General features: G+C 69.5%; 10 protein-coding genes and 1 tRNA gene. 7 read left to right on the top strand and 4 right to left on the bottom strand.

Annotated elements, in window-relative coordinates; genetic code table 11:
• Positions 1-3: 3 nt before the first annotated feature.
• Complete coding sequence (locus ABZ382_RS34385; RefSeq protein ID WP_357097770.1) at positions 4-603, top strand: TIGR03086 family metal-binding protein; 600 nt, start codon at positions 4-6, stop codon at positions 601-603.
• 2 nt (positions 604-605) lie between these two features.
• Here the strand turns inward: ABZ382_RS34385 and ABZ382_RS34390 are convergent, their stop codons facing one another.
• The 4 genes from ABZ382_RS34390 to ABZ382_RS34405 all read right to left on the bottom strand — a co-directional run bounded on the left by ABZ382_RS34390 (position 606) and on the right by ABZ382_RS34405 (position 4032).
• Positions 606-1883, bottom strand: coding sequence for a lipase family protein (locus ABZ382_RS34390; protein ID WP_357097773.1), 1278 nt, complete (start codon positions 1881-1883; stop codon positions 606-608).
• Between the two features lie 272 nt (positions 1884-2155).
• A tRNA-Arg gene (locus ABZ382_RS34395) sits at positions 2156-2231 on the bottom strand.
• A 113-nt stretch (positions 2232-2344) separates the two neighbouring features.
• Positions 2345-3058 (bottom strand): DUF305 domain-containing protein, encoded by a 714-nt coding sequence (locus ABZ382_RS34400; RefSeq protein WP_357097776.1) that lies wholly within the window; start codon positions 3056-3058, stop codon positions 2345-2347.
• A gap of 11 nt (positions 3059-3069) precedes the next feature.
• A complete protein-coding gene (locus tag ABZ382_RS34405; RefSeq protein WP_357097779.1) occupies positions 3070-4032 on the bottom strand; it encodes a DUF3105 domain-containing protein in 963 nt (320 codons plus the stop codon).
• Positions 4033-4154: 122 nt separating this feature from the next.
• On the opposite strand from ABZ382_RS34405, the gene argS reads away from it, so the two are divergent.
• The 6 genes from argS to rho all read left to right on the top strand — a co-directional run bounded on the left by argS (position 4155) and on the right by rho (position 13014).
• On the top strand, positions 4155-5813 hold the full coding sequence (gene argS / locus ABZ382_RS34410; RefSeq protein ID WP_357097782.1) for an arginine--tRNA ligase: 1659 nt from the start codon (positions 4155-4157) through the stop codon (positions 5811-5813).
• On the top strand, positions 5814-7235 hold the full coding sequence (lysA, locus tag ABZ382_RS34415) for a diaminopimelate decarboxylase (protein ID WP_357097785.1): 1422 nt from the start codon (positions 5814-5816) through the stop codon (positions 7233-7235). It begins immediately after the preceding gene.
• Positions 7232-8575, top strand: coding sequence for a homoserine dehydrogenase (locus ABZ382_RS34420; RefSeq protein ID WP_357097788.1), 1344 nt, complete (start codon positions 7232-7234; stop codon positions 8573-8575). The genes lysA and ABZ382_RS34420 overlap by 4 nt, the downstream gene beginning before the upstream one ends.
• Positions 8572-9663: a threonine synthase gene (gene thrC / locus ABZ382_RS34425; RefSeq protein WP_357097791.1), complete on the top strand. Its 1092-nt coding sequence runs from the start codon at positions 8572-8574 to the stop codon at positions 9661-9663. The genes ABZ382_RS34420 and thrC overlap by 4 nt, the downstream gene beginning before the upstream one ends.
• A 25-nt stretch (positions 9664-9688) precedes the next feature.
• Positions 9689-10642 (top strand): homoserine kinase, encoded by a 954-nt coding sequence (thrB, locus tag ABZ382_RS34430; protein WP_357097820.1) that lies wholly within the window; start codon positions 9689-9691, stop codon positions 10640-10642.
• A 299-nt stretch (positions 10643-10941) separates the two neighbouring features.
• Positions 10942-13014, top strand: a complete 2073-nt coding sequence (gene rho / locus ABZ382_RS34435) for a transcription termination factor Rho (RefSeq protein ID WP_357097794.1) — start codon at positions 10942-10944, stop codon at positions 13012-13014.
• Positions 13015-13159 lie beyond the last annotated feature (145 nt).

Below are 13159 nucleotides of genomic sequence, written 5' to 3' on the forward strand. Positions count from 1 at the left end.
CGCATGGCCGACACGTCACCGGTGGACCCGACCATCGACCTCCTCGCCCGGGCGATCACCCAGACCGGCGAGGTCATCGCCGCCGTCACCCCCGACCAGGCCGAGCAGCCCACCCCGTGCCCGGACTGGACCGTGCGGGAGCTGGCGACCCACCTGATCGGTCAGATCCTGCGTGACTTCCGCATCGCCGCCCGCGGCGACATGCCCGAGTGGGGAGCCCCGCCCGACGAGGTCGGCGCGGACTGGGCCGCCGAATTCCGGACCCGCGCGCGGGCCCTGCTCGACGAGTGGCGGGCCGCCGACCTGGAACGGCCCGTGCCGAGCCTCGGCGGGGAGGCCCCGCTGCGCGGCCGCATCGACCAGCAGATCGCCGAATTCGCCACGCACACCTGGGATCTCGCCCGTGCCACCGGCCAGGACCGGACCCTGGACCCCGAACTCGCCGAATACGGCCTGGCCTGGTCGCATCGGGTGCTCAAATCTGAATTCCGGGGCCCGGGGAAGGCTTTCGGCCCCGAGACGCCGATCGCCGCCGACGCCCCCGCCTACGACCGCCTCGCCGCCTGGTTCGGTCGCGACCCGGCCTGGACGCCGTCGGCCTGAGCTCAGCGCCCGAAGCGCCGGTTCACCCAGCCCAACGCGTCGTCGAACGACGCGTCGAGCACGCCGCGGTGATCTACCCCCGCATAGGCGTGATACTGCACCGGCTGCCCGCTCGCGCGCTGCTGCACCACCATGGCCTCGGTGCCGGAGGCGGGCACGGTCGTGTCGGCGCGGCCCTGCAGCACCAGCAGCGGCTGGGTGAAGGACAGGGCGGTGGGGTCGTTCTCGTTCAGCACGCGGATCAGCGCGGCGGTGTCCCCGTCACGCCGGAAGACATCGTCGGAGTTCAGTCCGCCCCACGAATCCGGTTGCCGCAGTTGACCGATGCACCGGTCGTCGGCTTGATCCAGCATGGATTGCGCACGCGGCGTGAGGAATCGAACAGGATCCACCTCGGCCACCGTCTGCGCGCCGCGAATGATCAAGGGCAGGAACGACACCGCGCCGCCGGTGAGCGGGGCCAGCGCCCCCGCCACGCCGGCGGTGGTGGCCAGCTGCGAGGCCTGCAAGCCGATGCCCTGGTGTGAGGCCGGGGCGAGGGCCACCGCGCCCAGCAGTTGCAGGTCCGGCGCCCACTGCTGGGCCTGCGCGTCGGTGAAGACCGCCGCCTGCCCGCCCTGGGAATGGCCGACCGCCACCCAGCGCGTCCCGATATCGGGGTCGATCTGCCGTGCGGCGCTGGCCATATCGGTGACGGCGCGCTGCTCGGCGGTGCCGATCAGATAGCCGTGCGGCCCGGGCGTGCCCAGCCCCTGATAGTCGGTCTGCGCGACCGCGTACCCGGCCGCCACCCAGCGCTCCTGCACCCGCCGCACCGTCGAGGTGTAGTCGTGGGCCGGGAAGTCGGGGGAGGTGTCCTGCGAGGGCGCGCACGCGTCGGCGACACCGGTGGTGCCGTGCGCCCAGGAGATCAACGGCCAGCCGCCGGGCGGCGGCGTGCTGTCGGGCACCGCGAGCGTGCCGGTGACCGCGACCGGATTGCCCCGCATATCGATCGAGCGGTACATCAGCAGATAATTGCGTGCCCCGGCGAGCGCGGGATCGCCTGTGAGCGGCCGGATCTGGATCACCGAACCGTGGGTCCCGGGAATCCGGTCGGCGGCCGGTTCGTAGAACGACGCGAGGGTCGTCTCCTCCGGCCGGACGGGTGTGGCGGTGGCCGACGCGGCCAGGATCGAGCCGGTGACGGTGGCCGCGAGCAGCGGGAACAAGCGGCGGAACCCGGGGCGCGAGGCGCGCCGCGACCGCTGTCCTGGACGGGCGCTCTCGTTCTCCGGCACCTCTCAGAAGATACCGGCTTGCACGTGTTTCACTCGGCAAGGCAGGGCCGATCAGTCTGCCCGGAACGCGCTCGCGGTGTCCGGCTGCCTCCTGCACAACCGGACACCGCGATGCACAGCTCTACCTTCCCGCCCAGGGCCGTGAATCGGAATACCGATCCGTCACGATGGCACGATAAGTCAGACATCTGATTCGGCTGGCACCGTGCGCGGACGACACCATCACGCGAACGACGAAGGCCCCGACCGTCATTCACGGTCGGGGCCTTCGGTGGTGCCCTCGGCAGGAATCGAACCTGCGGCCTTCTGCTCCGGAGGCAGACGCTCTATCCCCTGAGCTACGAGGGCGGGGATGGTCCCGTCCGGTCTCCCGGTCGGGCGGGGAAAGCGTATCGCATCGGCTGCGCTGCGCCAAAAACCGATGCGGACCGGGCGTTTCTATCCACCCGGTCCGCCGGTCCTCAGTTCATCGGCAGCGGTGCGACCTTGCGTTCGGCGAGCATCTGCGTCATCAGATCGGCCTCACCCTGCTGGGTTTTGGCCATGCTCTCCGCCAGCGACCGCACCGCGTCGGTGTCGGCGCGCTGTTCGGCGTACTCGATCATCGGCATGCCGCCCTGATGGTGGCGCAGCATGAGCTGCAGGAACAGTGCGTCCTGGGCCGGACCGGTGGCCTGGCCGAGCGCGGCCATCTCCTGATCCGAGGCCATGCCGGGCATGGTCTGCACCGCGCCCGCGTGCATGGCCGTGCCCGAATGCTGGTGCGCCGACATGTCGGTCATCCAGCCCATGTAGCCGTCGGGGGCGATGAGCGGCTTGTCCCACAGCTGCAGCCAACCCTGCATACGCCCGGCCTGATTGGCCTGCGTGGTCAGGATGTCGTAGGCCAGGCGCTTCACCGCCGGGTCGGCCGACCCGGACAGCGCGAGACTCGACATCTGCACCGCCTGCGTGTGGTGCACCGACATGTCCTGGGAGAAGCCGACATCCACCGCGCCGGGCGTTTCGGTCTGATGCCGCAGCGGATTGCCGACCAGGATTCCGGCCAGGAAACCGACGAGCAGCACCCCGACCACGCCGAGGATCGCCAGCAGTTGCCGCTGATTGCGGTGCGGCTGCTGGTCGGGCTCGGCGGCGGGATCCGGCTCGGAGCTGCGATCGGGAACGTCGGCCATGAACGGCGGCACTACTGGGTCGGAGCCGGCTGCTCCGGCTGCGTCGGGCCGTCGGTCGGGGCCGGGATGGTCGGGATGCCGCCGGGCAGGTTGGCGTCGGTCGGCAGACCCGGGGTGCCCTCGGGCAGGCTCGGGATGCCGCCGGGGAAGCCGGGGATGCCGCCGGGCATGCCCGGGGTGCCGCCGGTCTCGTTCTGCGCCTTGGTCGCACCGGTGCCGTCCATCGGGACCGCGTCGGGGCCGGGGGCGCTCGGGTCGAAGGCCGGCGGGTTGTCGGTCTTGAAGGTCGGGTTCGCGCAGTCCGCGCCGACCTCGGGGTAGGCGTACTGGTTCAGCCGCAGCGCGGTGATGAACTGGGTGACGCGCTTGTCATCGGCGCTGTCCAGCTTGAGCTGGTGGCCCCACGACTGCAGCGAGATGGCCGAATCCAGGCCCGGGTACGGCGACATCAGGGTGTACGGCTTGCCCTTGACCTTGGCCGACAGCGTGTCGACGCCAGCCTTGTCGAGCTTGTCCGGGTTGTAGGCGATCCAGACCGCGCCGTGCTCGAGCGAGTGCACCGCGTTCTCGGTGCGGATCGCCTTCGGGTACACCACGCCGGTGCACGCCGCCCACGAGCTGTCGTGCGGGCCGCCGAAGGGCGGGGCCTGGTCGTAGGCCACCCGCTGGGTCGCGGAGATGTGCAGGCCCGCCGCGTAGTCCTTCTTCACCACGCCGGAGATCTGATCCGAGGGATCCTTCTTCTGCGCGGACGGCGTGTACTTGTTCTGCTCCTGCTTGTCCTGGATCTTCGGCACGAGCACCCAGGCGATGCCGCCGATCAGGGCGAGGACGCAGACGACGGCGCCGATCATGAGCCACGGGATCTGGCGCTTTCCGCCCAGTCCGCCGCCACCGCCATTGCGGGACGATCCGGCGGACTTGCCCGCGGCCTTGATGGCCTTGGCCGATTTGGCACTGGTCTTGCTCGGCATGCTTGTTGTGCTCTTTTCGACGTGTCGGACAATCAAACGACGCGGCCGCATCGTTTGCTGGGCACCTGCCCGGTGGTGCCCGCTCGCGGCGTTCACCTGCTCAGACCATAGGATAGTGACTCGTGACTCCAGCTGACCTTGCAGATCTCCTTCGTGCTACCGCGGCGAAGGTACTTGTCGAACGTGGATCCGACCCTGCGGTCCTGCCCGACGAGGTCAAGGTGGAGCGTCCCCGCAACCCCGAGCACGGTGACTATGCCACGAATGTGGCCATGCAGGTAGGCAAGAAGGCGGGAATGAACCCCCGCGATTTCGCCACCCTGCTCGCCGAGGCGCTGACCGCCGCCGAGGGCATCGACGCCGCCGAAGTCGCGGGACCTGGCTTTTTGAACATCCGCCTGGCCAAGGCCGCGCAGGGCGCGATCGTGGAGAAGATCCTGGAGGCGGGCGCGAAGTTCGGCACCGCGGACGCCATGGGCGGCACCAGGATCAACCTGGAGTTCGTCTCCGCCAACCCGACCGGCCCCATTCACCTGGGCGGCACCCGCTGGGCCTCGGTCGGCGACGCGCTCGGCCGCATCCTGGCCGCGCAGGGCGCCGACGTCACCCGCGAGTACTACTTCAACGACCACGGCGCGCAGATCGACCGCTTCGCCAACTCGCTGGTCGCCGCCGCGCTGGGACAGCCGACCCCCGAGGACGGCTACGCGGGCGACTACATCAGCGACATCGCCGACACCGTGGTGAAGGCCAATCCGGGCGTGCTGGAACTCCCGGAGACCGAGCGCCACGAGCTGTTCCGCCGCGAGGGCGTCGAGCTGATGTTCGCGCACATCAAGAAGACGCTGCACGAATTCGGCACCGACTTCGACGTGTACTTCAACGAGAGCTCGCTGTTCGCCTCGGGCGCGGTGGAGCAGGCCCTCGACGAGCTCAAGGCGTCGGGCAACCTGTACGAGAAGGACGGCGCCTGGTGGATCGCCTCCACCGAGTACGGCGACGACAAGGACCGCGTCGTCATCAAGAGCGACGGCAAGTCCGCCTACATCGGCGGTGACATCGCCTACTTCCAGAACAAGCGCTCGCGCGGCTTCGACCTGTGCATCTACATGCTGGGCGCCGACCACCACGGCTACATCGGCCGCCTGAAGGCCGCCGCCGCGGCGTTCGGCGACAACCCCGACACCGTCGAGGTGCTCATCGGCCAGATGGTGAACCTGGTGAAAGACGGTGCGGCCGTCCGCATGTCCAAGCGCGCGGGCACCGTCGTCACCCTCGACGACCTGGTCGAGCAGATCGGCGTCGACGCCGCCCGCTACTCGCTGGTGCGCTCCTCGGTGAACTCCAGCATCGACATCGACCTGGACCTGTGGACCCGCCAGGACAGCGAGAACCCGGTCTACTACGTGCAATACGCGCACGCCCGCACCAACCAGATCATCGGCAACTCCGCCGCGTTCGACTACGCCTCGGTCGCACCGGATTTCGCGCTGCTGACCGATGACCGCGAGGGCGAGCTGATCCGCACGCTCGGCGAGTACCCGCGCGTGGTGGCCACCGCCGCCGACATGCGCGAGCCGCACCGCGTCGTCCGCTACCTCGAGGAGCTGGCCGGCGCGTACCACCCCTTCCAGTCCGACAAGACGCTGCGCGTCATCCCGCAGGGCGACGACGAGGTCACCCCGCTCAACGCCGCTCGTCTCGAGCTGGTCAAAGCCACCCGTCAGGTTCTCGCCAACGGCCTCGGCCTGCTAGGCGTCAGTGCTCCGGAGCGTATGTAGATGAGTGCCCACCCCGCCGGTCCCCGCCACGCGGACATTCCGCACGCGCCCACCCTGGCCGAGCGCCCCAGCGCGCCCGCCCAGATGATCGAGCTGCCCGCGAACGTGTGGCCGCGCAACGCCTCCCGCGACGCCGACGGCGTGGTGCGGCTGGCCGGCGTGCCGGTGCACGAGCTGGCCGCCGAGTACGGCACCCCGCTGTTCGTCATAGACGAGGACGACTTCCGTTCCCGCTGCCGGGACATGGTCCGCGCCTTCGGTGACGGCGCGCGAGTCCACTACGCCTCCAAGGCGTTCCTGTGCGGCGAGATCGCCCGCTGGATCCGCGACGAGGGCCTGCACCTGGACGTCTGCTCCGGCGGCGAGCTCGCGGTGGCGCTGCACGCCGGCTTCCCGGCCGAGCGAATCGCGCTGCACGGCAACAACAAATCGGTGCCCGAGCTGGAGATGGCGGTCGAGGCGGGCGTCGGCGACGTGGTCGTCGACTCGCTGATCGAGATCGAGCGACTGGAAGCCGTCGCCAAGCGCGCGGGCAAGGTCGTCGACGTGCTGGTGCGCGTCACCGTCGGCGTGGAAGCCCACACCCACGAGTACATCTCGACCGCGCACGAGGACCAGAAGTTCGGCTTCTCCATCGCGGGCGGCGACGCCATGCAGGCCATCGCGCGGGTCTTCGAATCCGACAACCTGCGCCTGCTCGGCCTGCACTCGCACATCGGCTCGCAGATCTTCGAGATCGACGGCTTCGAGATCTCCACCCGCCGCATGCTGGGCCTGCTGCGCGAGGTCGCCGACAAGTTCGGCATGGAACGCGCCGAGCAGATGCGGATCCTGGATCTCGGTGGCGGCCTGGGCATCTCGTACCTGCCGCACGAGGATCCGCCCGCCCTGGACGGTTTCGCCGCCAACCTGCGCCGCATCGTGGCCGAGGAGGCCGAGCGCGCCGGGCTGCCGATGCCGACCATCGCCGTCGAGCCGGGCCGCGCCATCGCCGGTCCCGGCACCGTCACCCTCTACGAGGTGGGCACCATCAAAGATGTTGTGCTCGACGGCGGCAATCGCCGACGCTATGTGAGCGTCGACGGCGGCATGAGCGACAACATTCGTCCGGCCCTGTACCAGGCCGAGTACGACTGCCGTCTGGTCTCGCGGTCCAGCGAGGCCGGTCCGGTGGTGGCCCGAGTGGTCGGAAAGCATTGCGAGAGTGGGGATATCGTCATCCGCGATACCTGGCTCCCGGCCGATGTGGGCCCGGGCGACCTGGTGGCGGTGGCCGCGACCGGCGCGTACTGCTACTCGATGTCGAGCCGTTACAACATGCTCACCCGGCCCCCGGTGGTCGCGGTGCGAGACGGCAAGGCGCGCTTGATCCTCCGCCGTGAAACGGTGGAGGACCTACTCAGCTTGGAGGTGAAGGCATGACCGAGGTGGCGAACAACGCTGCGAAGAACGGCGTGTGGGGATCGGATCACCCGATCGGTGTCGCGGTCCTCGGCATGGGCACGGTCGGCACCGAGGTGGTCCGCATCATTCGTGACCACGCCGACGACCTGTGCAACCGTGTCGGCGCCCCCGTCGTGCTGCGCGGCGTCGCGGTGCGGGACCTGAGCAAGGACCGCGGCCTGTCCGCCGACCTGCTCACCACCGACGCCGAGGCCCTGGTCACCCGCGACGACGTCGACATCGTCGTCGAGGTGATGGGCGGCATCGACCCGGCCCGCGCCCTCATCGCCGCGGCCCTGAACGCGGGCAAGTCCGTGGTCACCGCCAACAAGGCGCTGCTCGCGGACTACACCGGCGAGCTGGCCGCCGCGGCCGAGAACCACCGCGCCGACCTCTACTTCGAGGCCGCCGTCGCCGGCGCCATCCCGGTGGTCCGCCCGCTCATCCAGTCGCTGTCCGGCGACCGGGTGAATCGCGTGGTCGGCATCGTGAACGGCACCACCAACTTCATCCTCTCGGCCATGGCCGAGACCGGCGCCGACTACGACGACGTGCTGGCCGAGGCCACCCGCCTGGGCTACGCCGAGGCCGACCCGACCGCCGACGTCGAGGGCTACGACGCCGCCGCCAAGGCCGCGATCCTGGCCTCGGTCGCCTTCCACACCCGCGTCACCTCCGGTGACGTCTACCGCGAGGGCATCTCCAAGATCACCTCCGAGGATCTGGAGACCGCCGCGGCCGTGGGCTGCACGGTGAAGCTGCTGGCCATGGCCGAGCGCGTCACCGACGAGGGCGGCAAGGAGAAGATCTCCGTGCGCGTCTACCCGGCCCTCATCCCGCGCAAGCACCCCCTCGCCGCGGTCAGCGGCGCGTTCAACGCCGTGGTCGTGGAGGCCGAGAACGCCGGCCGCCTGATGTTCTACGGGCAGGGCGCCGGCGGCGCTCCCACCGCGTCGGCCGTGATGGGCGACCTGGTGATGGCGGCGCGCAACAAGTTCTACGGTGGCCGCGCACCGGGCGAATCGGTCTATGCTGAGCTGCCGATCGCCTCGATCGGCGACACCCCGACCCGCTACCACGTGAACATGCAGGTCGCCGACCGCACCGGTGTGCTGGAAGCGGTCGCCGGGGAATTCGCCAAGCACAGTGTGAGCATCTCGACGGTCCGCCAGGAGGGCCATGACGAGGGTGCGCGCCTGGTTGTGGTGACCCACCACGCGCTGGAGTCCGCGCTGGCGGATACCGTTGCCGCATTGGCCGAACTGGACTCCGTCACGTCCGTGACCAGTGTTCTGAGATTGGAAGGCACCGAGGAATGAGTGCAACCGCACGCGCTGCTGCACCTGTGCACACGCCGTGGCCGGGTTTGATCGACGCGTATCGCGATCGTCTCGCGATTCCCGCCGACTGGAAGGCCGTCACTCTCTTCGAGGGCGGCACCCCGCTGGTGCCCGCACATCACCTGTCGGAACTGACCGGCTGCGAGGTGTACCTCAAGGTCGAGGGCGCGAACCCGACCGGCTCGTTCAAGGACCGTGGCATGACCATGGCCATGACCGACGCCAAGTACAGCGGCAAGACCGCCGTGCTGTGCGCCTCCACCGGCAACACCTCGGCCTCGGCCGCGGCGTACGCCACCCGCGCCGGACTGCACTGCGCGGTGCTGATCCCGTCGGGCAAGATCGCCATGGGCAAGCTGGCCCAGGCGGTCATGCTGGGCGCGAAGATCATCCAGGTGGACGGCAACTTCGACGACTGCCTGGAGCTGGCCCGCAAGGTCACTTCCGACTTCCCCGAGGTCGGCCTGGTGAACTCGGTGAACCCGGCCCGCATCGAGGGCCAGAAGACCGCCGCCTTCGAGATCGCCGACGCGCTGGGCAAGGTCCCCGACGTGCACGTGCTCCCGGTCGGCAACGCGGGCAACATCACCGCGTACTGGAAGGGCTACAGCGAGTACTTCGCCGACGGCGTCACCACCTCGCGCCCGCGCATGCTCGGCGTGCAGGCCGCTGGTGCCGCGCCGCTGGTCAACGGCGCTCCGGTGTCGAACCCGGAGACCATCGCCACCGCCATCCGGATCGGCGCGCCCGCGTCCTGGAACGGTGCGATGAACGCCAAGGAGGAGTCGGGCGGCGCCTTCCGCGCGGCCACCGACGAGGAGATCCTCGCCGCGTACCGCCTGGTCGCGGCCACCGAGGGCGTCTTCGTGGAGCCCGCTTCCGCCGCGTCGGTCGCCGGTCTGCTGGCCGCGCGCGCCGAGGGCTGGCTGGATTCCGGCCTCACCGTGGTCTGCACCGTGACCGGCAACGGTCTCAAGGACCCGGACAACGCGCTCAAGGGGATGCCCGAGGTCAAGCCGATCGCGGTCGACCCGGTCGCCGTGGCCCACGAGCTCGAGCTGGCCTGAGTTGACCGCGCGCGACGCACAACTCATGACGCGGACGCTGCCCGCCGGAATCTCCGTCACCGTGCGGGTTCCGGCGTCCAGCGCGAATCTGGGGCCGGGATTCGATTCCCTGGGAATCGCTCTGGGTCTCTACGACGAGATCACGGTGTCGACCACCGACACCGGCCTCACCATCCGGGTCGAGGGGGAGGGCGCCGATGACGTGCCCTGGGGCCCTTCGCATCTGGTGGTGCGCGCCATCGAACGCGGCCTGCAGGCCGCGGGCGTGTGGGCGGACGGCCTGGACGTGGTGTGCCGCAACGTGATTCCGCATTCGCGGGGCATGGGCTCGTCGGCTTCGGCGGTGGTCGGCGGTTTGGCCGCCGGCCGCGGCCTGGCCGCGAAATTCGATGCCGGACTGGCCTACGGCGATGACGTGATGGTGCAGCTGGCCTCGGAATTCGAGGGCCACCCGGACAATGCGTCGGCCAGCATTCTGGGCGGGATCGTGGTGTCCTGGTCCGAAACCGACGGTCCCGCAGACGGAAACGGCACGGCGGAGCTGCACGGCCGCGTCTACCGCGCGGTACGGCTGGAACCGCACGCCTCGCTGCGCCCAGTGGTGCTCATCCCCGAGGAGCGTTCCTCCACCGCGCACACCCGCGGCCTGCTCCCGGACACGGTGCCGCACGCCGACGCGGCTTTCAATGCCAGCCGGGCCGCGCTGGCGGTAGTCGCCTTGACGCAGCGCCCTGACCTGCTGATGCCCGCCACGGCCGACCGGCTACATCAGGGCTACCGCGCCTCGGCGCTGCCGCTCACCACGAAGTGGATCGAACGGCTGCGCGCGGCCGGCATCCCGGCTACCGTGTCGGGCGCCGGTCCGACCGTGTTGGCCTTCGCGACCAGCGAATTCCCCGAGGAACTGCGCGAACTCGCGATCGCCGACGGCCTGCGCGTGCTCGAGCCCGGCATCGCCGACGGCGTCTTGGTGGATTGACAGCGCGCCTGCCTTGCCGATGCAAAAGGTGGGAGCTATCCTGAGCGAGTCCGTACATCGTGCGCGTCAGACGCCGGTGCTTCATCAGGGCAAATCGCTCCAGAGGCTCCTTGCTCGGGCTCGAGCTCGAGGCTCGAAACTTGGGGGTAGCCAGTCAACTGGAATGATCTCTCCCACCATTTGGCGAGCCCACCGGTCCGGCGGGACAGGCGATACGGCATCCGAGTCCGGCAGGAGTCCGGACTGCAGGAGGAACCCTCGAACTGGCACACGGCGGTCGAGGGAAGGAAAGGATTTCCGTGACAGATACGGACCTGCTCGCGACACCCGGGGTGGACAGTGATCCAGCGTCCTCGGGGAGCCGCGAAAGTGACTCCGGACAGATTTCGAAGATGAGCGAACAAACTGACGTCGCACGATCGGGGCTGACTGGAATGTTGTTGCCGCAGTTGCGTGCGCTTGCGGGAGAGCTCGGTATCCGAGGCACTTCCGGGATGCGTAAGGGTGATCTCATCGCCGCTATCAAGGAGAACCAGGTCGGGGCCACCACCAAGGCGCCCGCGACCGGTGGTGGCAAGACCACGGGGAAGGCCAAGGCGAAGGCCGAGGACGCGTCGACCGGCGGGGAGTCCGTGTCGGCCGCCGACACCGAGTCCGTGAAGAAGTCCGCCCGGTCCGCCGATGCGGCGCCGGCCGAGGCGAAGACCGAGGCGAAGACCGACCGCGCCGAGAAGGCCGAGTCCCGCCAAAACGCTTCGGAGACTCGCGAATCCAAGGCCGCGGAGTCCCGTGAGGCCAAGCGCGAGGAGGGCGAGACCGCCCGCGCCGAGGGTGGCGAGGACAGTCGCGACGGCGGCCAGCGTGGCCGCGGCCGCCAGCGCCGGGGCCGCGAGCAGCGTGGCGCGGCCGACAATGCCGAGGCCCCCGCCGCCGACAAGGGCGAGCAGGAGGGCGGCGAGCGTCGCCGCGAGCGCAACCAGGGCGAGCGCAGCCAGGGCGAGCGCAGCCAGGGTGAGCGCGGTCAGCGTGGCGACCAGGGCGAGCGCAACCAGAACGCCGGTCAGCAGAACGGCGCCGGTCGCAGCGATCGCAACGACCGCGGTGGTGACGACGAAGAGGGCCGCGGCCGTCGGGGTCGCCGCTTCCGTGAGCGTCGCCGTGGGCGGGACCGCGACGGCGGCGCCGGTGGCGGCGGCGAGGCGCGCGAGATGGAGATCCGCGAGGACGACATCCTGCAGCCGGTCGCGGGCATCCTCGATGTCCTCGACAACTACGCGTTCGTCCGCACCTCCGGCTACCTGGCCGGCCCGAACGACGTGTACGTGTCGATGAACCTGGTCCGCAAGAACGGCCTGCGCCGCGGTGACCACATCGTCGGTGCGGTGCGCGCTCCGCGCGACGGCGACCAGAGCAACCAGCGTCAGAAGTTCGATCCGCTGGTGCGGTTGGACACGGTCAACGGCGGCGACGTCGAAAGTGCCAGGCGCCGACCGGAATTCAACAAGCTCACCCCGCTGTACCCGAACCAGCGCCTGCGGCTGGAGACCCAGCCGAACAAGCTGACCACGCGCATCATCGACCTGATCATGCCGATCGGTAAGGGCCAGCGCGCGCTGATCGTGTCCCCGCCCAAGGCGGGTAAGACGATGGTCATCCAGGACATCGCCAACGCGATCGCGACCAACAACCCCGAGTGCTACCTGATGGTGGTGCTGGTGGACGAGCGTCCCGAGGAAGTGACCGACATGCAGCGCTCCGTGCGCGGCGAGGTCATCGCCTCCACCTTCGACCGCCCGCCGAGCGACCACACCTCGGTCGCCGAGCTCGCCATCGAGCGGGCCAAGCGCCTGGTCGAGGCCGGTCAGGACGTCGTCGTGCTGCTCGATTCGATCACTCGTCTCGGCCGCGCGTACAACAACTCGTCCCCGGCGTCGGGCCGAATCCTTTCCGGTGGTGTGGATTCCACCGCGCTGTACCCGCCCAAGCGGTTCCTCGGCGCGGCCCGCAACATCGAGAACGGCGGCTCGCTCACCATAATCGCCACCGCGCTGGTGGAGACCGGTTCCACCGGTGACACGGTCATCTTCGAGGAGTTCAAGGGCACGGGTAACGCCGAGCTCAAGCTCGATCGCAAGATCGCCGAGCGCCGCGTGTTCCCGGCGGTCGACGTCAACCTGTCCAGCACCCGTCGCGACGACCTGCTGATGTCCCCGGACGAGGCGGCCGTGCTGCACAAGCTGCGTCGCGTGCTGTCCGGCCTGGACTCGCATCAGGCCATCGACCTGATGGTGGACCGGTTGAAGAAGACCAAGTCCAACATCGAGTTCCTGATGACGGTCTCCAAGACCGCCCCGGGCGCGATCGACGAATAAGTCTGTGGTGCAAGGCAATCGATTGCCTCGTGCCCGCAGCGAACCACGACGGCGGCCCCGCTTCGGCGGGGCCCCCGCCCCGGGGGCGGCGCCGCCCGCGCGCTGGACAAAAAAAGATACATAAAAAAACTAACAAGTATAGAAA

Source organism: Nocardia sp. NPDC005825 (genome assembly GCF_040630175.1).
Lineage (GTDB): Bacteria > Actinomycetota > Actinomycetes > Mycobacteriales > Mycobacteriaceae > Nocardia.